The sequence below is a fragment of the Bradyrhizobium sp. dw_78 genome (assembly GCF_018449525.1).
Lineage (GTDB): Bacteria > Pseudomonadota > Alphaproteobacteria > Rhizobiales > Xanthobacteraceae > Bradyrhizobium.
Window position 1 is genome coordinate 391,378 of record NZ_JAAVUS010000002.1, and the last position, 23,253, is coordinate 414,630.

General features: G+C 63.9%; 17 protein-coding genes. 9 read left to right on the forward strand and 8 right to left on the reverse strand.

Features of this window, described 5'->3' with window-relative positions; genetic code table 11:
* A complete protein-coding gene (locus HB630_RS07660) occupies window positions 1-927 on the forward strand; it encodes an alpha/beta hydrolase (protein WP_346656046.1) in 927 nt (308 codons plus the stop codon).
* A 47-nt stretch (window positions 928-974) separates the two neighbouring features.
* Here HB630_RS07660 and HB630_RS07665 read toward each other — a convergent pair whose 3' ends face one another.
* Together HB630_RS07665 and HB630_RS07670 are read right to left on the reverse strand one after the other, a co-directional pair.
* The gene (locus HB630_RS07665; protein WP_213771420.1) at window positions 975-1,220 is read right to left on the reverse strand and encodes a DUF6489 family protein; all 246 of its coding nucleotides are present in this window, start codon (window positions 1,218-1,220) and stop codon (window positions 975-977) included.
* 112 nt (window positions 1,221-1,332) lie between these two features.
* A complete protein-coding gene (locus HB630_RS07670; RefSeq protein WP_213771421.1) occupies window positions 1,333-2,586 on the reverse strand; it encodes an FAD-dependent oxidoreductase in 1,254 nt (417 codons plus the stop codon).
* 251 nt (window positions 2,587-2,837) lie between these two features.
* Here HB630_RS07670 and HB630_RS07675 point away from each other — a divergent pair, with 251 nt between their 5' ends.
* From HB630_RS07675 to HB630_RS07690, 4 genes are all read left to right on the forward strand, one after another.
* Window positions 2,838-4,640, forward strand: coding sequence for a gamma-glutamyltransferase family protein (locus tag HB630_RS07675; protein ID WP_213771423.1), 1,803 nt, complete (start codon window positions 2,838-2,840; stop codon window positions 4,638-4,640).
* Between the two features lie 186 nt (window positions 4,641-4,826).
* Window positions 4,827-6,338: an ABC transporter substrate-binding protein gene (locus tag HB630_RS07680; RefSeq protein ID WP_213771425.1), complete on the forward strand. Its 1,512-nt coding sequence runs from the start codon at window positions 4,827-4,829 to the stop codon at window positions 6,336-6,338.
* A gap of 115 nt (window positions 6,339-6,453) precedes the next feature.
* Window positions 6,454-7,395: an ABC transporter permease gene (locus tag HB630_RS07685; RefSeq protein WP_213771427.1), complete on the forward strand. Its 942-nt coding sequence runs from the start codon at window positions 6,454-6,456 to the stop codon at window positions 7,393-7,395.
* 3 nt (window positions 7,396-7,398) lie between these two features.
* A complete protein-coding gene (locus tag HB630_RS07690) occupies window positions 7,399-8,286 on the forward strand; it encodes an ABC transporter permease (RefSeq protein WP_213771429.1) in 888 nt (295 codons plus the stop codon).
* A gap of 72 nt (window positions 8,287-8,358) precedes the next feature.
* Here the strand turns inward: HB630_RS07690 and HB630_RS07695 are convergent, their stop codons facing one another.
* Entirely contained in the window at window positions 8,359-9,102 is a 744-nt protein-coding gene (locus tag HB630_RS07695) for a hypothetical protein (protein WP_213771431.1), read from the reverse strand.
* 382 nt (window positions 9,103-9,484) lie between these two features.
* Here HB630_RS07695 and HB630_RS07700 point away from each other — a divergent pair, with 382 nt between their 5' ends.
* The gene (locus HB630_RS07700) at window positions 9,485-11,500 is read left to right on the forward strand and encodes a hypothetical protein (protein WP_213771432.1); all 2,016 of its coding nucleotides are present in this window, start codon (window positions 9,485-9,487) and stop codon (window positions 11,498-11,500) included.
* 73 nt (window positions 11,501-11,573) lie between these two features.
* Here HB630_RS07700 and HB630_RS07705 read toward each other — a convergent pair whose 3' ends face one another.
* Both HB630_RS07705 and HB630_RS07710 read right to left on the reverse strand, forming a co-directional pair.
* The gene (locus tag HB630_RS07705; protein ID WP_213771433.1) at window positions 11,574-12,428 is read right to left on the reverse strand and encodes a VOC family protein; all 855 of its coding nucleotides are present in this window, start codon (window positions 12,426-12,428) and stop codon (window positions 11,574-11,576) included.
* Window positions 12,425-13,684: a Glu/Leu/Phe/Val dehydrogenase gene (locus HB630_RS07710; RefSeq protein WP_213771434.1), complete on the reverse strand. Its 1,260-nt coding sequence runs from the start codon at window positions 13,682-13,684 to the stop codon at window positions 12,425-12,427. Before HB630_RS07710 ends, HB630_RS07705 begins: the two co-directional genes overlap by 4 nt.
* A gap of 211 nt (window positions 13,685-13,895) precedes the next feature.
* Between HB630_RS07710 and HB630_RS07715 the strand changes: the two genes are divergently transcribed.
* Both HB630_RS07715 and HB630_RS07720 read left to right on the forward strand, forming a co-directional pair.
* The gene (locus HB630_RS07715; RefSeq protein ID WP_213771435.1) at window positions 13,896-14,789 is read left to right on the forward strand and encodes a sugar kinase; all 894 of its coding nucleotides are present in this window, start codon (window positions 13,896-13,898) and stop codon (window positions 14,787-14,789) included.
* Between the two features lie 172 nt (window positions 14,790-14,961).
* Window positions 14,962-15,759 (forward strand): enoyl-CoA hydratase-related protein, encoded by a 798-nt coding sequence (locus tag HB630_RS07720; protein ID WP_213771437.1) that lies wholly within the window; start codon window positions 14,962-14,964, stop codon window positions 15,757-15,759.
* A 168-nt stretch (window positions 15,760-15,927) separates the two neighbouring features.
* Here the strand turns inward: HB630_RS07720 and HB630_RS07725 are convergent, their stop codons facing one another.
* Window positions 15,928-17,634 (reverse strand): IlvD/Edd family dehydratase, encoded by a 1,707-nt coding sequence (locus HB630_RS07725; RefSeq protein ID WP_213771439.1) that lies wholly within the window; start codon window positions 17,632-17,634, stop codon window positions 15,928-15,930.
* Window positions 17,635-17,984: 350 nt separating this feature from the next.
* On the opposite strand from HB630_RS07725, the gene HB630_RS07730 reads away from it, so the two are divergent.
* Window positions 17,985-18,953, forward strand: coding sequence for an SMP-30/gluconolactonase/LRE family protein (locus HB630_RS07730; protein WP_213771441.1), 969 nt, complete (start codon window positions 17,985-17,987; stop codon window positions 18,951-18,953).
* Between the two features lie 225 nt (window positions 18,954-19,178).
* On the opposite strand, the gene HB630_RS07735 is transcribed toward HB630_RS07730, so the two are convergent.
* Both HB630_RS07735 and HB630_RS07740 read right to left on the reverse strand, forming a co-directional pair.
* A complete protein-coding gene (locus HB630_RS07735; protein WP_213771443.1) occupies window positions 19,179-20,609 on the reverse strand; it encodes an aldehyde dehydrogenase family protein in 1,431 nt (476 codons plus the stop codon).
* Window positions 20,610-20,846: 237 nt separating this feature from the next.
* Entirely contained in the window at window positions 20,847-23,213 is a 2,367-nt protein-coding gene (locus HB630_RS07740) for a transketolase (protein ID WP_213771445.1), read from the reverse strand.
* Between the last annotated feature and the right edge of the window lie 40 nt (window positions 23,214-23,253).

Here is a 23,253-nt window from a genome sequence, read left to right on the forward strand (position 1 = left end):
GTGACCGCACCCGCTTATCAGCCGCCGCAGATCGCCCACGCCAACGGCATCGACATCTGCTACGAGATTTTCGGCAATGCCGACGCGGCGCCCCTGCTGCTGATCATGGGGCTGGGCGCCCAGATGATCCACTGGGAGGACGAATTCTGCCGGCAACTGGCCGCCCGCGGATTTCGCGTCATCCGCTTCGACAACCGCGACGTCGGCCATTCCAGCAAGCTCTCCGGCGGCCGGCGCCTGACGGCGTTCGAACTGTTCAGGCTGCGTTTCCTGCATATTCCGGTCGCGGCGCCCTACAAACTATCCGACATGGCCAGGGACACGATCGGGCTGATGGACGCGCTCGGCCTCGCGTCGGCGCATGTGGTGGGCGCGTCGATGGGCGGCATGATCGCCCAGGAAATCGCGATTTCGTTTCCAGAGCGCCTGCGCTCGCTCACCTCGATCATGTCGACGACGGGAGATCCAAGGCTGCCGCCGCCGACCCGCGAGGCCGCCGCCGTACTGATGGCGCCGCCGCCGGCCACCAAGGCGGAATTCCTGGCCCGCTTTGCCCGGACCTGGAAGGTTCTGCGCGCCGGCAGTTTTCCGGAAGACGAGGCGCTCGACCGCGAACGGGCGGAACGCGTCTATGAACGCGGCCTCAGTCCGGCCGGCGCGGCGCGCCAGCTCCGCGCGATCCTGGCCTCAGGCAGCCGCAAGACCCGACTGCGATCGGTCAAGGCGCCGGCTCTCGTGATTCACGGCACCGCCGATCCGCTGGTGCATCCCGCGGCCGGCAAGGACACTGCGGCATCGATTCCCGGCGCCAAACTCCTGATGATCGAAGGCATGGGCCATGCGTTGCCGATCCCGATGTGGCCGCAGATCATCAATGCGATCGCCGAACATGCGCGCACGGCAGCAAAGCAGGTGATCGAATCATAACCGTGGGCCTCGTGATTCTCCAGACGATGCGAGAATCCGCCAAACCGTCACTTCTTCTTTGCGCCGCCGAGGCCGGCCATGGTCACGAACATGTCCTGGAACCGTTCGGCGATCTTCGGATCGAAGGTGAACCAGCTCTGCATCAACGCTTCCGGCGAAACCTTTTCGATGTTGCTCATCAGCTGCTGCTGCAGCTTGTCCATGACGGCTGTCTGCATCGGAACCACGTCCGGCAACCCAAAGAACTGCCGGGCTTCAAGCGGCGTGCAATCTATTTCGATGTTGACCTTCATGTCCGATTCCGATCGCGATGTAAGGAGATCCGAGTATCGCCGCGACCGGCGGGGTCACGCAAGCGACCTCTCCGATTCAGGCGACGGCCGGAGCCGCATTCGCCGGTTATGGTCAACCGAAGCGTTCAGCGGCGTAGGGCTTCGGATCGGTAAACGGCGTTTCTCCCGTCATCATTTCCGCCAGCAGGCGGCCGGTAACGGGGCCCAGCGTCAGGCCATGATGCTGATGCCCGAAATCGAACCAGAGGCCGGGATGCCGGGGCGCCTTGCCGATCACCGGAATCATGTCGGGCAAGCAGGGCCGCGCGCCCTTCCAGGGCTCGGCATCGATCGCTTCACCCAACGGAAACATCGCGCGCGCGCGCGGCAAGGTCTGTTCGACCTGCACCGGCGTCGGCGGCGCATCGCGGCGGGCAAACTCGACGCCGGTGGTGAGGCGAATGCCGCGATTCATCGGCGCCAGCAGATAGCCATTATCCGAATCGAGCACGGGATGATGGAGCACCGCGTTGCCTTTGGGCGCCAGATGCAAATGATAGCCGCGCTTGACGCCAAGCGGAATGGAATAGCCGAGCGGACGAAACACCAGATCGGACCACGGCCCCAGCGCCACCACGACTTCGCGCGCGACCATCGCGCCCGCGGCTCCGCTCACGCGCCATCCGGCCGAGGTCTGTTCGAGGGTTCGCGCGTCCCCGACCACGAAGCGGCCGCCCTTGCGTTCGAACAACGCCGCATAGGCCTTGGCCAGTCCGCCGGGGTCGGGGATGAATCCAGGCTGGGGAAAATAGACCGCGCCGGCGAACTTGCCGCGCAGATCAGGCTCCTTCAGCGCAATCGCCCCGGCGTCGAGAATGTCGCCCTCGACGCCATACTGCTTCGCCCGCCTCAGTTCATCGGCCGCGGCTTTGAGCGTCGCATTGGTGCGAAACAGCTTGATCCAGCCGGTCCGCCGCAGCAACTCCGGCACTCCGGCTTCCGCGATCAGCGCCTCATGCTCGACCAGGCTGCGCTGGATCAAGGGCAGTTCAGCCATGGCGCTGTGCAGCGCCCGCTGCGGCGACGAGGCGAAAAAGTAGCGCACCAGCCAGGGCAGAAAGGCCGGCAGACCGGACAAATGATAATGCGCCTGCGGGGTGCGGTTCAGCGCATATTGCAGGATTTGCCTGAAGTCGCGGGGAAACATCAGGGGGAAGACCGAGGCGGATTCGATCAGCCCGGCATTGCCGAAACTGGTCCCCTCGCCGGCGCGATCGCTCCGGTCGATCAGGATCACGTCCCTTCCCCGCTTCTGCAAATGCAAGGCGGCGCCGACGCCCACCATACCCGCACCCAACACAAGAACGTCGGCCTTCAGTTCCGCCATACGGCACTCCAGGAGTTGAACGCAACGCGCTCAGTATCGTTGCTGATGATGAAACTAGTTATTACGACATGACCACGCAAACCGCTTTCCCGCCGGGAATCGCGCTTGTGCGGACGCCAATGGCCCGGCTTCCGCGGCGGCGCCCGCATGGTCACGGCAATGCGAGGCCCGGTCCCGGACCGGTTGGCAGCCAGCCTGGGCTGTGGTCAAGTGCGCCCGGCCCGATGGCCTCAACGCAATGACGGATTCCGATGAGCAATATCAACCCCGATCCCTTCACCACCCGGCCGGAGATCGAAGGCACGTTCGGGGTCGTCACCTCGACCCATTGGATCGCGACCGCCGTCGGGATGAGCATCCTGGAGAAAGGCGGTAACGCCTTCGACGCCGGCGTCGCCGCGGCCTTCACGTTGCAGGTGGTCGAGCCGCATTTGAACGGTCCAGGCGGCGACGTGCCGATCATCGTACACGACGTCAAGCGCGGCCGCACCGAGGTGATTTGCGGCCAGGGTCCCGCGCCGGCGGCCGCGACCATTGCGCATTACCGCAGCGAGGGCCTCGAGATGGTGCCGGGCACGGGATTGCTCGCCGCCTGCGTTCCCGGCACCTTCGAATCCTGGATGCTGCTGTTGCGCGACTATGGCACGCTGAAATTGCGCGATGTGCTGGAGCCTGCGATCGCCTATGCCCGCGACGGCTATCCGCTGGTCGAGCGCGCTTCCGCGACGATCAAGACTGTCGAGCAATTGTTCCGCAAGCACTGGACCACGTCGGCCGAGATTTATTTGCCGAACAATGAAGTGCCGAAACCCGGCACGCTCTTCACCAACAGGAAACTTTCCGAGACCTATGCCCGCATCCTGAAAGAAGCCGAGAGCGCAGGCTCCGATCGCGTCGCGCAGATCGAGCGGGCGCGACAAGCGTGGTCGCACGGCTTCGTGGCGGAGGCGATCGACAGGTTCTGCCGGACGCAAGAAATAATGGATGTCAGCGGCTCGCCGCATCGCGGCGTGCTGACCGCCGACGACATGGCGCGCTGGCAACCGACCATCGAAGCGCCGCTGACCTACGACTATGGCCGCTATACCGTCTGCAAGGCCGGCGTCTGGAGCCAGGGTCCGGTGATGTTGCAGCAACTCGCGCTGCTCAAAGGATTCGAACTCGACGGACTCGATCCTACGGGGCCGGAATTCATCCATCTCCAGATCGAATGCGCCAAGCTCGCTTATGCCGACCGCGAGAAGTTCTACGGCGACCCGAAATTCACGGAAATCCCGATCGCGACGCTGTTGTCGGACGCCTATAATGACGAGCGCCGCAAGCTGATCTCCGACCGGGCCTCGCTCGACTTCACCCCCGGCTCCGTCGAAGGTTTTGGCTCGCTGGTCAAACTGCGCCATGCCGAAGGCCATCGCGAAGCGGTCGGCGCGATGGGCGCGGGCGAGCCCACCGTCGGCCGCTTCGGCGAGGTGCGCGGCGACACCGTGCATTTCGACATCATCGATCAGGCCGGCAACATGATCTCGGCCACGCCGTCCGGCGGCTGGCTGCAATCCTCGCCGGTCATCCCCGAACTCGGCTTCTGCCTCGGCAGCCGCGCGCAGATGTTCTGGCTGCAGGAGAACCACCCGGCCGCGCTGGCGCCGGGCAAGCGTCCGCGCACCACGCTCTCGCCCACCATGGCGCTGCGCGACGGCGAGCCGTATCTCGCCTGGGGCTCGCCGGGCGGCGACCAGCAGGATCAATGGATCACGCAATTCTTCCTGCGGCATGTTCATGCCAGGATGAACCTTCAGGAAGCGATCGACGCGCCGGCCTGGCATTCCGAGCATTTCCCGATCTCGTTCTGGCCGCGCACCTCGCGGCCCGGCGTGCTCGTGGTCGAAGACCGCGTGCCGGAGGCGACGATCGATACGCTGAAGGCGCGCGGCCATATCGTCGAAACCGGCCCGAGCTGGTCGGAAGGCCGCCTCACCGCGGCCTCGAAGATCGGTCGACGCCGCCGCGCCGCGGCTAATCCGCGCGGTATGCAAGGTTACGCCGCCGGACGATGATAACGAGGTGAATCCGGCATACCGATGTCTGGCATACCGCCTGCTGGCATACCGATTGCAATGCAATTCATGCCGGGATCAAAGCCGTGCCAGCCCGCCGCAATGGAACGGAAGCCGCAGGCTTTTTCGGGGTTGTTGTAATCGGATAGCGCCCGCCAGGGCGTGAGGTGGATGAGGACCAGGACAATGAAGTCTTTGCGTTTGGCGATAATGGCGGCGGCGATATTGCTGTCGTGCGGGGCGGGGGTTCAGGCGCAGACGACATTGCGCATCGGGATCGCCGAAGACCCTGATATTCTCGATCCGTCGATCGCCCGCACCTATGTCGGCCGCATCGTGTTCTCCGCCTTCTGCGACAAGCTGTTCGACATCGACGAACATCTCAACATCGTTCCGCAGCTCGCACTGTCTTATGAAAATTCCGCCGACGGCAAGGCGATGACCATCAAGCTGCGGCCGGGCGTCAAGTTTCATGACGGCGAGCCGCTGGACGCGGAAGCCGCAAAATTCTCGATCGAGCGTCACATGACGCTGCCAACCTCGTTCCGCAAATCGGAACTATCGAGCGTCGACCACGTCGAAATCATCGATCCCCTCACCATCAAGCTCGTTCTCAATAAACCCTACGCGCCGCTGATCGCCCAACTCACCGATCGCGCCGGCATGATGGTGTCGCCCAAGGCGGCCAGGGAGGAAGGCGACAAGTTCGGGCTGCATCCGGTTTGCGCCGGCCCCTATAAATTCGTCGAGCGCGTGCCGCAGGATCGCATGGTGTTCGAGAAGTTCGCCGATTACTGGAACAAGGACAATGTCTTCATCGACCGCGTGGTGTTTTACCCGATCGTCGATGCGACGGTGCGGCTCGCCAACCTGAAATCCGGCGGGCTCGACCTGATCGAACGCGTGCTGGCGACCGACATCAAGGACGTCCGCTCCGATCCAAACCTCGTGCTCTCGACGGCGCCCGAACTCGGCTATCTCGGGCTTACGGTCAACATCGCCAACGACAAGAACAAGGGCGCGCTCAGCCAGTCGGAGAAGGTGCGGCAGGCGCTCGATCTATCGATCGACCGCGAGGCGCTCAACCAGGTTGTCTTCAACGGCGAGTTCACGCCGGGCAACCAGTGGGTCAGTCCGCAGCATCCCTATTACCAGAAGACGTTTCCGATCCGGCCGCGGGACGTGGCAAAGGCCAAGGCCTTGCTGAAAGAGGTTGGGGTCGCGCTGCCTGTCACCGTCGACTACATGGTCACCAAGGGGGCCGAGAACGAAGCCGTCGCCGAGGTGGTGCAATCGATGGCCGCCGAAGCGGGATTCGATCTGAAAATTCGCGTCGTCGAATTTGCGACCGCCTTCCAGCAGGCGCAGGCCGGCCAATTCCAGATCTTCCAGATCGCCTGGAGCGGCCGGATCGATCCTGACGCCAATATCTATGTGTTCATGCACAGCAAGGCGCCACAGAACGACGGCGGCTATTCGAGCCCCGAAGCCGACAAGCTGATGGAAGACGCCCGTCTTGTCGTCGACCCGGCCGAGCGCAAGGCGATCTATGAAAAGCTCACCAACATCCTGCTCACCGATCTGCCTATCGTCTACCTCTATCACCGCACGATCCTGATCGCCCACACCAACAAGCTCGAAGGCTACAAGCAGATGCCGGATGGCTTGGTGCGCGTGGTCGGGCTGAAACTGAAATGAGCCCGATCGGCCTGAGCACCTTCTCCACTCCCTCTCCCCTTGCGGGGGAGGGAACGACACGGCGGCCGCCATCGGCCGGACTGAATCTCCCCGTGCGTCAAACTGGGCAAAGACGATGCTGAATTTCCTCGCCAAGCGCATCGTGCAGTTGATCCCGACACTGTTCTTCGTGTCGATCCTGATCTTCTCGTTGCAGCAATTGCTGCCGGGCGATCCTGCCCTGGTGATGGCCGGCGAGGAACGCGATCCCGCGATCATCGCCCAGATCCGCCAGAAATACCGGTTCGATCGGCCGATCCCGGTGCAATATTTCTACTGGGTGAAAGGCGTGCTGTCGGGCGATTTCGGCCAGTCGCTCCGCAACAACGAGCCGGTGCTCAAGCTGATCGAGGAGAAGCTTCCCGTCACGCTGCAACTGGCGTCGATGGCGATCGTGATCGCCTTCCTGATCGGCATTCCCGCCGGCATCGTCTCGGCGGTGAAAAAAGATACGGCGTGGGACTACGGCGCCAACCTGTTCGCGCTGTGGGGCATTTCGACCCCCAATTTCTGGCTCGGGATCATGCTGATCTTCCTGTTCTCGATCAAGCTGGGTTGGCTGCCGGCCTCTGGCTATGTGCCGCTGTCCGAAAACTGGCGCGCCAGCCTGGCGTCAACCATCATGCCGGCCTTCGTGCTCGGCAACGCCATCGCCGCGATTCTGATGCGGCACACCCGCGGCGCCATGTTGCAGGTGCTCGATAGCGATTACATCCGCACCGCGCGCGCCAAGGGCATTTCCGAGACCAACGTGATCCTGAAACACGCCCTGCGCAACGCGCTGACGCCAGTGATCACGCTCGGCGCGCTTGAACTGGGAACGTTGTTGTCCGGCGCGGTGCTGACCGAACAGATCTTCTCCATTCCCGGTTTCGGCAAATTGATCGTCGATGCGGTGTTCAACCGCGACTACGCCGTCGTCCAGGGCGTGGTGCTGGTGACGGCGACGGTCTACATCACGCTGAACCTGTTCGCCGATCTCGCTTATATGCTGGTCAATCCGCGGCTGAGGGCATAGCGCATGGCCGATGCTGCGCTTGGCGATCTGTCCGTGATCCCGACGGATGAATTGGAAAGCCCGGCCCGGCGCGCGCTGCGCCGGCTGCTCCACCGCAAGGGTGCGGTGATCGGGCTCGCCGTGATCGCGACATTCGCCGCGCTCGCGGTATTCGCGCCGCTGATTGCGCCCTACGATCCGATCGCGACAAGCTGGTCGCTGGTCCGCAAGCCACCGTCACCAGCGCATTGGTTCGGCACCGACGATCTCGGCCGCGATGTCCTGAGCCGCATGATCTATGGCGCGCGCGCCTCGCTGATGGCGGGCGTGATCTCGGTCGGGATCGCGCTCGGCATCGGCGTTCCCTTCGGATTGCTGTCCGGCTATCGCGGCGGCTTCATCGATGCGCTGATCAGCCGCATCACCGACGCCATGCTCGCCTGCCCGTTCCTGATCCTCGCCATCGCACTCGCCGCCTTTCTCGGCCCAAGCCTCAGCAACGCCATGATCGCCATCGGCATCTCCGCAACGCCGATCTTCATACGGCTGACCCGCGGCCAGGTGATGAACGTGAAAGTCGAGGATTATGTCGAAGCTGCGCGCGCCGTCGGCAATCCGCCGTGGCGGATCGTCGTGGTTCACATCCTGCCCAACATCATGCCGGCCTTGCTGGTGCAGGCCACGCTTTCGGTCGCGGCCGCGATCATCGCCGAAGCCGCGCTGTCGTTTCTAGGGCTTGGCCAACAGCCGCCCTCCCCGTCCTGGGGCAGCATGCTGAATTCCGCGCAACGCTTCCTGACCAGCGCGCCGTGGATGGCGCTGTGGCCGGGGCTCGGGATTTTCCTCGTGGTGCTGTCGTTCAACCTGGTCGGCGACGGCCTGCGCGACGCGCTCGATCCGCGCGAACGGTAATGGTGCCCTCATGGTGAGGAGGCGCTTCTTCCGCGCCTCCTCACCATGAGAAAAACTTTCTGATAAGATCCTCTAAATCAGCAATTCGCGCGTGACACGGCGGCAGTCCATCTCGAACTCCAGATCGAGCACCGGCGGACGGGCAAAATGCCAGGTCAGGCCCGACCGCAGAGCGCCGTGGCGAACCAATTCGTCGACCATGACCGGATGGAAGTCACGCACCGAATAGGCCTGCGCCGCCGTGGTATCCTTCCAGCCAAATCCAAAGGTTCGAAGCCGCTCTTCCATTTGCCCGACCGTACACTGGACCTTCTCTTTCAGCGCTTCCAGGCTGGTGTCACGATAGCGGACGATCCGCTCGGGGTAGCTTCCGGTGCCGCGCGTTTCGGCACCGCCCGCGATCACGAACGATGACGCCGCGCTGCTGCTCGGCCGGGTAAAGGAAAACGCGTAAAATGACGGCTCGGCCGGCGGATCGATCTCGAGACAGACATTGCTGCGCGCCACCGGATTGGTGGTGCCGTCGAAAATGCCCCACTCCGCCAGCGTCTTGACGTAGTGCTCGTTGAAGGTTCGAAACCCGTCCTCGGTGACAACCGCAGGCGAACGCAACTCGCAGGCACAGAACGACGTCAGCGGCCGTCCGGCGGCTTGAATATACTTGGCGATCTGCGCAAACCCCTCCGCCAGCGGCACCAGCCGATCGAAGCGCACCCGCTCGATCTCGAAGCCGGCATGGGCCGCGGCGCCGCTCGAATACTGAAACACGGCCGGGATGAAACGATAATTGCCGGCCGAAAAATCCTGCGTGGTCATGTCTGGGGTTCCTTGATTGACCCCTCATCATCGCATGGTGACGTTCCGGATGCCATCGGATGCAATGCAGGGGGTGCCTGCCGGGACGGCATGCCGCGACAACCTTCCGAAAGCAAAACGGCGGCCGAAGCCGACGTTGCGCCTCTCACGGCGATGCACGAACAGCCAAGGCGGCTGGAAGCTTTCCGGAAACCTGACGGGTTCAATCTAAGCCGAGCATGGCCGGTTGCCCGTGGAACTCTGCCGCCATCGAGAACGACCACCGGGCCGCAAAATCGCCTTCAAATTCGCTGACTCATGACCGCGAATTCGGTATCGTATGTTTTGGTTCTGCAGAGCCGAATCCACATTCGGGGCGCTTTCTACGAAGGTTATCATTCAAATGCTGCTCCCACGCCGGTTTGCCGCCGCGACGGCCTTGTTGCTGATCGCAGGTGGATGTTCCTTTCTGCTGTTATCAACGGCGGGATCACCGGCCGAAGCGGCATCCGCCGCCTGTGCAGACGCACCCGAACTGACGTTTTTGCCCTCGCCGCTCGCTCCCTGGAAGGGCGCGCCGTTGCGCGTCATGGTCGTTACCGAAAACCCGGTCGAGGGCGTCCTTTCGCTGACCGCGCCCGACGGAGGCGTGGCGGCCAAATCGTCCGACCGCCACGGCGGCGCGCCTTATTCCTGGTTCGCCGAGGTCGCCGCGCCGGCCGCGGGCACATGGCACGCGACGCTGGCGCTCGACCACGCAGCGGCGGGTTGCAGCACGATCACACGCGAGATCGCCGTGAGCGCAAGCAAGCCGGAGCCCCTGCACGCGCCGTCGGGAAGCTTTTGGCAGGTGCGCAACAACTGGAACAGCACGACGGAAGCGTTGTTTTCGGCATGGATCGAGAAACTGTTCGACGCGCCGCCCGACCAGGACCTGTCCTGGAAAGTGTGGCATGAAGTGCTGCGCGACCGGTCGCGCAATTTCCTGTTCAACCATCTGGGTCTCAACGAGGACAATACCCAGACCGGCCTGCGCCCGGACTGCGCCGACTTCGTCTATTTCCTGCGCGCCTATTTCGCCTACAAGATGGGGCTGCCGTTCGGCTATTCGAACTGCTCGCGCGGCATGGCCGGCAAGCCGCCCAAATGTTACCAGTGGTTCGACATCGAGCATCCGGAGGTCACGCGTCCGCCGCCGCCGGTCGAACAGGACATCGCAGCGGCCACTCCGGCCGCCGCCACGCCTCCCGCGCCAAGGCCGACCGTCCTCGGTTTGTTTGGCCGGTCACAACCAGCCGAGCCGCCGGCGGCTACTCCGCCACCCGCCGCTCCGACACCGCCGAAGCCGAAGCGGCCGGCGACATTCGCCGAATATTTGCGGAATGTCGGCGATGTCGTCCATACCGGCGCCGTGCGCGTGGCGGCGAACGACGACAACAGCGATTTCTACACCGTTCCGCTGACACAGCAGGCACTGCGCCCGGGAACGGTATACGCCGACCCCTACGGCCACGTGCTGATGCTGGTGCATCGCGTGCCGGAGTTGAACGGCACGCCGGGCGTCTTCCTCGCCGTCGATGCCGAGCCGGACGGATCGATCACCCGCAAGCGGTTCTGGCGCGGCAATTTCCTGTTCGTACACGAGCCTTCGCTGGGCAGTCCCGGCTTCAAGCATTTCCGGCCGATTGTGCGCGACAAAAACGGCCCGTTGCGGCGGCTGAGCAACGCCGAAATCGGCAAGAATCCGCAATATGATGATTTTTCGCTTGAGCAATCACAGCTGAGCGCCGAGGACTTTTACGACCGCATGGATGACGTGATGTCGCCGGAGCCGCTCGATCCCGTGAAGGCGATGACGGACGCCATCACCAGCCTCAACGAGCAGGTGAAGACGCGCGTCACATCGGTCGAGAACGGACGAAAATACCAGGACAAGCAGGCCGGCGACACCGCGATGCCGAACGGCCCTTCGATCTTCGAGACCACCGGCGCCTGGGAGGATTACTCGACGCCGGCGCGCGACTTCCGGCTGCTGATCGCGATCGATGTGGTGCGCGGATTTCCCGATCACTTCGCGCGACGACGGGACCGGTACGCGATACCGGCCGGCAAGAGCATCGGGACCGTGAAAACCGAATTGCAGGGCGTGCTCGAATCCGAGCTTGCCTCGCGCAAATTTTCCTATACGCGCAGCGATGGCTCGCAATGGACGCTGTCGCTCAAGGACGTGATCGATCGGGCGGCGGATTTCGAGATGGCCTATAATCCGAACGACTGCGCCGAACTGCGCTGGGGTGCGCCTGACAGCAGCGAGGAAGCCTCGACCTGCAAGCGGCACGCGCCGGCGGCGCAGCGCGCGAAGATGTCGTCGGACTACCGCATCTGGTTCCGCGAACGGCACTGGCCGACCCACGCATAGAGCACGATTCCGCGTGCAAGCACGCGCGGCCGGGTTTAAACATGAATCGCGTCCGGTGCGTCCGCGTCGAAGCTTAGCGATCTTCATCGGGCTTCGGCGAACGCTGCACCAGTAGCGTCGCCACGCCGCAGGTGCCGCTGCGCACCGTCATCACCCGCGTCCCCGGCTTGCGGCCGGCGCGCGCTTCCGAAACATCGACGCCGGCTGAGACAAGCCGCGCCCGGGTCGCGTCGATGTCGGCGACCCGCCAGCAAAGGCCGCGGAGCCTGTCCGGCGCGTCAGCAGCCTCCCTGCCCGGCCGGTGGGCCACCTCGACGACGAGATCGCCGCAGCGGAAAAACATCAACCGGCCCCATTCCGGATGCGAGCGGTCCAGCGCCATGTCGAGCCCAAGGCGCGCGCCGTAGAGCGCGGCGGCCCGTTCGGGATCGGCGGTGCCGATCACCACATGATCCATTGCGGCGATCGAGGCGGGAGCGGTCGGCGCCGAAAGCGGACGCTGGCTTGCCAATTCCAGGAAGAACAGCCGCACACCGCGCGTCCTATCGGTCGCCGCGCGGGTTCGTTTCCACGACATCGCCGTGCCGGTCGCCGCATCCCGGCTCTCGGCTTCCACAACCGATTCCGGCTTCAGCGTCAGACGGTCCAGCCTGCGGTGCATCTTCGCGATATCATCGGTGCGGAAGCAGAGGCTCGCCAGCCCCTCGCCCTGCTCGGCCAGAACCGCGCGAATGCGATCGGCGGCCGCGCCATCGCCACCGGGCGCCATCAATTCCAGCGTCATATTGTCGAGCGTGAACAGCACGCGCTCGGCGCCATCGCTCGCGCTTCTCCACGATGGCGCACGCGCGAACAACGTCTGGTAGGCGGCCGCTCCGGCTTCGATGTCGCTGACGAGAACGACGACGTGATCTAATCCTGTAATCACGGGAAAAGCCCCCGCGTGTTCTTGGCGGCGCGGACTTTCTCCACGCCGATCGCCATCGCAGCGGTCCGATGGGAAACCTTGTCGGCCCGCACGCGCGCCAGCATCTGTTCGAAGGCGCGGTCGAGGATGTGGTACTCGCGCCGCATCACTTCCTCTTCCTCCCAGAACAATTGCTGCAAATCCTGCACCCATTCGAAATAGCTGACCACCACGCCGCCGGAGTTGCAAAGAATGTCGGGGATCAGGAAGATTTCATTCTGACGCTTGTCCAGCACCAAATCGGCGTCCGGCGTGGTCGGGCCGTTGGCGCCTTCCGCCAGGACGCGGCATTTCAGGTTTTCCGCGACGCGCGCATCGATCACGCGCTCCATCGCCGCCGGCACCAGAACGTCGCAGGCCAGCGTCAGGATTTGCTTCGGGTCGAACTGCAACTCGGTGGAGAAGCCGGCGATGCTGCCATGCGTGGCCGCGTGCCGCATCAGTGCGGGAATGTCGAGGCCCCTGGCGTCGTGAAGCGCGCCGGTGTGGTCGCTGACCGCGATCACCTTGAGGCCGGCTTGATGCAAGCCCAGCGCGGCGTAGGAGCCGACATTGCCAAAACCCTGAATGACGGCGGTGGCATGGTTCGAGTCGATCGAAAGCTCCCGCATCACCCGCTGCGCCAGATAGGCAACGCCGCGCCCGGTCGCCTCGCGCCTTCCCAAGGTGCCGCCGGAGGCGACCGGCTTGCCGGTGACGATCTCGGTCACGGTCCGGCCCTGATACATCGAATAGGTGTCCATGAACCACGCCATCACCTGCTCGTTGGTACCCATGTCGGGCGCCATCACGTCGGTATGCGGCCCGACGAACGGAATCATCTCCTGCATGTAGCGCCGCGACAACGCTTCCAGCTCGCGCCTGGATATCCGGGAAAGGTCGACATTGACGCCGCCCTTGGCGCCGCCATAGGGCAGACCGACCAGCGCGCATTTCCAGCTCATCCAGATCGCGAGCGCGGCGACCTCGCCGATATCGACGCTGGGCGCAAAGCGCGTGCCGCCCTTGGTGGGGCCGAGCGTGAGATGATGCTGCACGCGGTAGCCCTCGAACACCGCGACCGTGCCGTCGTCGCGGTGGATCGGGCAGGACACGGTGATCGCTCGCTTCGGCAACAGCAGGCGGTCGCGCTCGTCGATCGGGATTTCAAGATAGTTGGCGATCACGCCGAACTGCTTCACCGCCATATCGAACACCGGGCCGGAATAGACAGTCATCGTTTTCCTCGTCGATCTCTCGCTGCCAGGAACTCGGAGCGGATGCGGACCGCCCGGTCGCCGGCCCAGTGCCGGAGGACGGTTGTAGCACGGCTGCAAAGTTATCTCGCCAGCGGTCCAGTTGCGAATAATTTTAGCGAATGATCCGCCATAACCGGTGCTAATGTATGCAGGCCGGCCGGGACCACCCATCAGCCACGACGGAAAACGAATGCAGGCTCTTTTCATCGGACAAACTTATATCGATGTCACCTTCATCACCGATCACATGCCGACCGGCGACGAAAAGCATGTCGCATCCGCCTACGCGGTCTCGTTCGGCGGCAACGCGGTCACGGCGGCGTTTTGCTGCGCCAAACTCGGAATCGTACCGGACTTGATCGCCACCGTCGCCAATGACTGGCTCGGCCGGATGTTTCAGGACATGGCCGCGAAGTACGGGATTTCGATCCATCCGCGCAAGGTCAACTCGTCGTCGCTGTCCTTCATCATGCCGAAGGACGGCAAGCGGGCGATCGTGCGCTGCCGCGACGACGAGCATATCCATCCCTTCCCGCTTTTGAATCTCGGCAATTGCCGCGCCTTGCATATCGACGGTCACCAGCCGGATGCCGCGATCCATTATGCGAAACTGTGCCGCAAGGCGGGCATCCTGACATCGCTCGACGGCGGCGGCCTGCGGACCAACACGCACGAACTGCTCGAATTCATCGATGTCGCCATCGTCGCCGAACGGCTGTGCGAGCAGATGGACCTGACGCCGGAAAAGATGCTGGACTATCTCAAGAGCCGCGGCTGCCGCGTCGGCGGCGTCACGATGGGGGAACGCGGCCTTGTCTGGTACGACGAAGCGGGCGCGGTTCGCACGCTTCCGGCGCTGCCGATTCCGCGCGATCGCGTGCTCGACACCAACGGTGCCGGCGACGTGTTCCACGGCGCCTATGTCTATTCCTATCTCGCCAATCCCGGCAAAAGCTGGCACGACCATTTCGAGTTTGCGCGCGCCGCATCGACCTACAAGATCCAGCGCCTCGGCAACGAGGCCGGATTGCCGACGCTTGCCGACATCGAGACCGTCAAGCAGGAGTTTCAGGTAGGCGCCTAGCAAGCTGGTGTCCGGTAAGACCCTCACTCTATCGGCTGTTGCAGTGCGATGATCCGCTGCACCGCCTGTCGATCTGTGTTCAGGCTGGATTGCGCGGATACGGCCGGGGATTGTCACCTCTCCTCTTCTGCTATCTAAATGCGCTTCGACCTTACCGATCAGGGCTATCGCCATGCCGACATCCGCCACTTCGCTGCCCGACGATCCCGCATTGCTCCGGATCGAAGGCCCGATCGCGACCATCACGCTCAACCGTCCGGCCGCGTTCAACTCGATCGACCTGTCGATCGCCAAAAAGCTTGAACAGCTCGGCGCGCAAATCGAGGCGTCGAACGATATCCGGGTATTGGTGATCGAGGGCGAAGGCCGCGCCTTCTGCGCCGGCGGCGACCTGCAAACCATCGGCGCCGCCGCGGCTTCCGACACCATCGCGCCCGTGGTCGGCGAGTTGTTGCAACATTACCATGCCTTCATCGCGACGCTGCGGCGGATGCCGAAGATCGTGCTGGCCAGCGTACATGGCTCGGCCGCAGGCGCCGGCATGTCGCTCGCTTTCGCCGCCGATCTCTGCATCGCGGCGGAAGATGCGCGCTTCACGCCGGCCTATGCCAAGCTTGGGGTCTCGCCAGACGGCGGCGGCACCGTCGGCCTTGCGGCCAGCGTCGGTTCGCGGCGCGCGCTGCAAATCTTTCTCGCCGAAGACAGTTTTTCGGCGGCGCAGGCCTATCAATGGGGCCTGCTCGCCAAAATGGTTCCGGCCGTCGAGCTGAAGGCCGCGACCCGCGAGCTGGCGCAGCGCCTGGCGCAAACCGCGCCGGCCGGGATCGCCGCAACCAAGGCGCTGGTCTACAGCGCGCCGAACACCCCGGTCGAAGCCCAGCTCGATGCCGAACGCGACGGCATCATCGGCTGCATGCAGACCGACGAATTCCGCGTTGCCGTGAAGAAGTTTACGAGCAAGGGGAAGTAAAGGTCAAAAACGTTAGCCGCCAAGTAAGCCATCATCATCCGCGAAAGCGGATGATCCATTATTCCGCAGCACCTCGGATTAACTCATCGACTCGGATTACTGGATGCCCCGCCTTCGCGGGGCATGACGGTCGGGTTGATGTCCGAGCCGTTAGATCACCCCTCGCCGCTATCCTTTGCCCTCGCCGCGCATGAAGTCGAAATCGCAGCCCTCGTCGGCCTGCAGGATGGTTTCGTTGAACAGATGCGCGTAGCCGCGCTTGGCCCAGTCCGGCGTCGTCGCAGGCTTCAGCGCCGCGCGGCGCTTGTCGAGCTCGGCGGCGTCGACCAGCAGATCGATGCTGCGCTTGGCAACATCGAGCCGGATCATGTCGCCGTTCTTCACCAGCGCCAGCGGGCCGCCGACGGCTGATTCCGGCGTGATGTGCAGCACGATGGTGCCGAACGCGGTGCCGCTCATCCGCGCGTCCGAGATCCGCACCATGTCCTTGACCCCGCTGCGCCCGAGCTTTTTCGGAATCGGCAGATAGCCGGCCTCGGGCATGCCCGGCGCGCCCTTCGGCCCGGCGTTGCGCAGCACCAGCACGTCGTCGGCGTTGACGTCGAGATCTGGATCGTCGACCCGCAGCGTCATGTCCTCCACGGACTCGAACACCACGGCGCGGCCGGTGTGCTGCAACAGCTTAGGATTCGCCGCGGAATGCTTGATCACCGCGCCGCGCGGCGCGAGGTTGCCATGCAGCACCGCCATCGCACCTTCCGGCTTGATCGGGTTGCTGCGTGGCCGGATCGCGTCCTGCCCCGGAACATCCTCTGCGCCGGCGACGACATCGCGCAGCGTCTGGCCGCTGACAGTCTTGGCATCGAGATCGATCAGATCGCCGAGCTGCGCCATCAGCTTCGGCACGCCGCCGGCATGATGGAAATGCTCCATGTAATGCTCGCCCGAGGGCTTCAGGTCGATCAGCACCGGCACCTCGCGGCCAAGCTTGTCGAAGGCATCGAGATCGATGCGATGCTTGGTGCGGTTGGCGATCGCCGTCAGATGAATGAGGCCGTTGGTCGAGCCGCCGATCGCCTGCAACACCACCTGGGCGTTCCTGAACGAGGCCGGCGTCAGCAATTCGCTCGGACGCGGTCCCTTCGTAACCGCCATCGCGGCGGCGACCCGGCCGCTGGCTTCGGCGCTACGAAAACGCTCCGCGTGCGGCGCGGGAATGGTCGCGCTCATCGGCAGCGACAGGCCGAGCGCCTCGGTGACGCAGGCCATCGTGCTGGCCGTACCCATCACCATGCAGGTCCCGACCGAAGGCGCCAGCCGTCCATTGACCGCCTCGATCTCCACATCGTCGATTTCGCCGGCGCGGTATTTCGCCCACAGCCGCCGGCAATCGGTGCAGGCCCCGAGCACCTCGCCCTTGTGATGGCCGACCACCATCGGCCCGACCGGGATCACCACCGTCGGCAGATCGGCGCTGACCGCGGCCATGATCTGGGCCGGCAGCGTCTTGTCGCAGCCGCCGATCACCACCACCGCATCCATCGGCTGGGCGCGGATCATCTCCTCGGTGTCCATCGCCATCAGGTTGCGCAGGTACATCGAGGTCGGATAGGCGAAGCTTTCGGCGATCGAGATGGTCGGGAACACCATCGGCATCGCCCCCGACAGCATCACCCCGCGCTTCACCGCCTCGATGATCTGCGGCACATTGCCGTGGCAGGGATTGTAATCGCTAAAAGTGTTGGTGATGCCGACGATCGGGCGGTTCAGCGCATCGTCGGAATAGCCCATCGCCTTGATGAAGGCCTTGCGCAGGAACAGCGAAAACCCGGCGTCGCCGTAACTCGTCAAACCCTTGCGCAGTCCGTCAGCCATCTTTGGCTCCCTTCATTCAAACATCGTTCCGGCCAATCCGTAAGGTAAGGTCGGAAATCCATATCCGGGGACCGTGAGTATGGGTTCCGGGCTGCGGCCGCAAGTGGCGATTATAGCGTTTTTGAGCCAAGCCTGCCCGGGCTTGATGATCGCCCGGTCCTCAAGATACGCGGCATTTCATGGTTTAAAAGAACACGGCGTCGCGAACAATGCGGCAAGCCGCACCTCACCGCCACTGGCGAGCCGTCGGCTCCTCGCAACGACGGGTGAAATGCCTGTTACTTGCTGCCGAACGACACGGATGCTAGCAACAGTTCCCGTCAAGAAAAATGTAACAACGAGAAAAGCAAATGTCCGAGGCAACGTCCCGTTCCGCCGGCTGGAGTCCGGCGAGCTATTATCCCGATCCCGCGATCCACGCGCTCGATCCGCGTTTCGAGAAATACTGTCTGAAACTGTCGGCGGTCGAGCGGCTGGCCACCGGCTTGCGCTGGGCGGAGGGCCCGGTGTGGTTCGGCGACGGGCGTTATTTGCTCTGCAGCGATATTCCGAACCAGCGCATCCTCAAATGGGAGGAAGAAACCGGCGCGGTCAGCATCTTCCGAAAACCTTCGAATTTCGCCAACGGCAACACCCGCGACCGCCAGGGCCGGCTGGTCACCTGCGAGCATGGCGGACGCCGCGTGACGCGGACCGAATATGACGGCTCGATCACGGTGCTGATCGACTCCTTCGACGGCAAGCGACTGAACTCGCCGAATGACGTTGTGGTGAAATCCGACGGCTCGATCTGGTTCACCGATCCGGTGTTCGGCCTGCTCGGCAATTATGAAGGCTACAAGGCCGAGCCCGAGCTCGACATGAATGTCTACCGGCTCGATGGCCAGACCGGAAAAGCCTCCATCGTCGCCGAAGGCGTACTTGGCCCGAACGGGCTGTGCTTTTCGCCCGATGAGAAGATTCTCTACGTCATCGAGTCGCGCGGCGTGCCGACCCGCAAGATCCTCGCCTACGATGTCGCGGCCAGCGGCGACAGGGTTTCCAACAAGCGCGTGTTCGTCGATGCCGGCCCCGGCACGCCGGACGGGATGCGCGCCGACATCGACGGCAATCTGTGGTGCGGCTGGGGCATGGGCGATCCCGAGCTCGACGGCGTCGTGGTGTTCGCGCCCGACGGCGTCATGATCGGCCGCATCGCGCTGCCCGAACGCTGCGCCAATTTGTGCTTCGGCGGGCTCAAGCGCAACCGGCTGTTCATGGCCGCAAGCCAGTCGATCTACGCGCTGTATGTGAACACCCAGGGCGCGCTGGGGGGATAGGCGCGAGGCCCATCCGCAAATCGTTCCCGCGCACGCGGGGACCCATAACCACAATCCTATGTTTTTTAAGCCGGGGCCGCGGCCTCGTGCAAAACAATGGCCCGTGGTTATGGGTCTCGGCTCGCGCTTCGCTTGGCCGGGACGACGATGGATTTATGCTTCCCAAAATGCAAAACGCCGGAGCGGATATCCGCTCCGGCGTTTTAATGGATCGCAAAGATCGGCTTACGCGGCGTTGAAGCCGGCGATGGCCTTGACCTCGAGATATTCTTCCAGGCCGTAGCGGCCCCATTCGCGGCCGTTGCCGGACTGCTTGTAGCCGCCGAACGGCGCGGTACGGTCATTCGGCACGCCCTGCAAATTGACATTGCCGGCGCGGATCCGGCGTCCGACCTTGCGGGCGGTCTCGACGGTGTCGGCGGAGACATAACCCGCCAGACCATAGGGCGTGTCGTTGGCGATCCTCACCGCGTCTTCCTCATCCTTGGCCCCCATGACCACCAGCACCGGCCCGAAGATTTCCTCACGCGCGATGGTCATGTTCTCGGTGACATCAGCGAAGATGGTCGGGCGCACATAGAAACCCTTGTTGACGCCTTCCGGCAGGCCAGGCCCGCCCGCGACCAGGGTCGCGCCTTCCTCGATACCCTTGTGGATCAGCGACTGGATCTTGTCCCACTGGGTGCGGTTGACGACCGGACCGATCGTGGTGCCTTCCGCGCGCGGATCGCCGGCCTTGGTCCTGTCGGCGACGCCCTTGGCGATCGCAGCCACTTCCTTCATCTTCGACAGCGGCACGATCATCCGCGACGGTGCGTTGCAGGACTGACCGGAATTGTTGAACATGTGCATCACGCCGCCGGTGACCGCCTTGGTGAGGTCGGCACCTTCGAGGATGACGTTCGGCGACTTGCCGCCCAATTCCTGGCTGACGCGCTTGACCGTCGGCGCGGCGCGCTTGGCGACGTCGATGCCGGCGCGAGTCGAGCCGGTGAACGAGATCATGTCGATATCCGGATGCTCGCTCATGGCGGCGCCGACCTCCGGGCCAAGCCCGTTGATCAGGTTGAACACGCCCTTCGGCACGCCCGCTTCATCGAGGATTTCGGCAAAGATCAGGGCCGAGGTCGGGGTGAATTCCGACGGCTTCAGGATCATGGTGCAGCCGGCGGCAAGCGCGGGCGCGACCTTGCAGGCGATCTGGTTCAGCGGCCAGTTCCACGGCGTGATCATGCCGACGACGCCGACCGGCTCCCGCACCACCACGGCGCTGCCCATCGGTTCCTCGAAATGATAATTCTTGAGAACCTCGAGCGTGTTCATGAGATGGCCAAGGCCGGCGCCGGCCTGCAGCTTCTCCGCCATCGGCAGCGGCGCGCCCATCTCGTCGGAGACGGCGGCGCCGATATCCTTGATGCGGGTCTTGTAGACGTCGACGATCTTCGACAACAGCGCGACGCGTTCCTCGCGGCTGGTCTGCGAATAGGTCTCGAACGCGCGCTTGGCGGCGGCGGCGGCCTTGTCGACGTCGGCCTTGGAGCCGAGCGCAACCTCATACATCGCTTCTTCGGTCGCCGGGTTGACGACGGGCGTGGACTTCTTGACGACCGGATCGACCCAGGCGCCATCGATGTAAAACTGCATGCGATTGACCATCGTGAACCTCTTGATTTCCGAGCGGATGGAAAAGGGAACGGAAGCGTTCGGCAGGCATCCTTGCACGAAAGCCCGGCAAATTGAACCCGCCATATGCGGGGTGCCGTGTTGCGGCAGACGCTTGATATAAGATCGGCGGCATCAGGCTGGCAAGGCTCCCTCCACCGTCATTCCGGGGCGCGTCGAAGATGCGCGCCGATCGCCGCTACGCGTCGTCCGGAATGACGGTTTTAAATCCTATACCGCCATTTTGCGGTGCAGCACCGGCGCGCCGACGGTGACGCTTTCCGCCGCGTCGATGATGGCGTTGGCGTCCATACCATAATGCCGGTAGAGGTCACCGATGGTGCCGGTCTGGCCGAAATGCTCGACACCGAGCGCTTCGACGCGATGGCCGCGCACGCTGCCGAGCCAGCCCAGCGCCGCGGGATGGCCGTCGATCACGGTCACGAAACCGCAATCGCGGGGCAGCGGCGCCAGCAGCCTTTCGATCGGGCTGAGATGCGCCACGCCGCGCCGGTCGCGGCGCAGCTTGCGCGCCGCCGTCCACGCCGCATGCAGCCGGTCGGCCGAGGTGATCGCGAGCAGGCCGACATCCCGGTGGCTCTCGCCGATCAACCCCACGGCTTCGATGGCTTCAGGGGCGACCGCCCCAGTATAGGCGATCACCAGATCGCAATTCGGTCCCGGCGGGCGCAGCCAATAGGCGCCTTCGGTGATGCCCCGCTGCAGGTCCGGCGTCATGATCCGCTGCGGCTGCTCGATGCTGCGCGTCGACAGCCGCAGATAAACCGATCCGCCATCGCCGGCTTCGCGCTGCATTTGCTCAAAGCCCCAGCCCATGACGACTGCGAGTTCGTCGACGAAGGCCGGCTCGAACGAGGCCAGGCCATCCTGCGCCATGCCGATCAGCGGCGTCGCGATCGACTGATGCGCGCCGCCCTCCGGCGCCAGCGTGATGCCGGACGGGGTCGCCGCCACCATGAAGCGCGCATCCTGATAGCAGGCATAGTTGAGCGCATCGAGGCCGCGCTCGATGAAGGGATCGTACAAGGTGCCGACCGGCAACAGCCGCGTTCCGTTGATCGCGTGCGACAATCCCAGCGCCGACATCAGGATGAACAGATTCATCTCGGCGATGCCGAGTTCGATGTGCTGGCCTCTCGGCGAGGCATCCCAATTGAAGGTCGAAGGTATCTTCTCGCTCCGGAACAGGTCGGCGTTTTCGGCCTTGGCAAACAATCCGCGCCGGTTCACCCAGGCGCCGAGATTGGTCGACACCGTGACGTCGGGCGACGCGGTGACGATGCGGGATGCCAGTTTGCTGTCGCCACGCGCCAGTTCGTTCAGCACCAGCCCAAAACCCTGCTGGGTCGACATCTGCGGCGACGGCTGGAACGAAAGCTGTCGCGGCACCTCGATCACGTCGTCGGTCAGGCGGCGACGGCCCTCTCGGTTGAACGGCGCCGCCGCGAGAAACGCCTCCAGTTCTGCCGGATCCCGCGACAGCCCTTCGAACTTCTCCCATTCATGGCCCGGACGGATGCCCTGCTCCGCGCGCCATTTCTCCATCTGGGCGACCGTCATCAAGCCGGCATGGTTGTCCTTGTGGCCCTGGAACGGCAGGCCGACGCCCTTGATGGTATAGGCGATGAAACAGACCGGCCGGTCATGATCGATGGCCTCGAAGGCTTCGATCATGCTCGCCATGTCGTGGCCGCCGAGATTGGACATCAGCGCCAGCAATTCGTCGTCGCTGCGCCGGTCGATCAGTTGCGTGACCGGCCCCTGGTCGCCGATCTCGTCGTACAGGCGCTTGCGAAACGCGGCACCGCCCTGAAAGCACAGCGCCGCGTAGCGCTGGTTCGGGCAGGCATCGATCCAGCGCCGCAGCGCCTCGCCGCCGGGCTCGGCGAACGCGGCCCGCATCAGGCTGCCATATTTCACGATCACCACGTCCCAGCCGAAATTGCGGAACATGGATTCGAATTTCGCCCACAGCCCCTCGCGCACCACGGCGTCGAGGCTCTGGCGGTTGTAATCGACCACCCACCAAGTGTTGCGCAGCCCGTGTTTCCAGCCTTCGAGCAGCGCCTCGAAGATGTTGCCTTCGTCCATCTCGGCATCGCCGACCAGCGCGATCATCCGCCCCTCGGACCGGTCCTTCATCCAGCCATGCGCCGAGACGTAATCCTGCACCAGCGAGGCAAACAGCGTCTGCGCCACGCCGAGACCCACGGAGCCCGTGGAGAAATCGACGTCGTCGGTGTCCTTGGTGCGCGACGGATAGGATTGCGCGCCCCTGAAGCCGCGAAAATTCTCCAGCTTCTCGCGGGTCTGATGCCCGAACAGATATTGGATGGCATGAAACACCGGGCTCGCATGCGGCTTCACCGCGACGCGATCCTCCGGCCGCAGCACCGAGAAATACAAGGCCGACATGATGTTGACGAGCGAGGCTGACGAGGCCTGATGGCCACCGACCTTCAACCCATCGCTATTGGGCCGGATATGATTGGCGTGATGGATGGTCCATGACGACAGCCACAGGACTTTGCGCGCCAGTGCTGACAGCCGCTCAAGGCGTGCGGGTTCGACGGGCATCATGGTTCCTCCCAGAACGCGGTCATCTCCGCGGTTATCT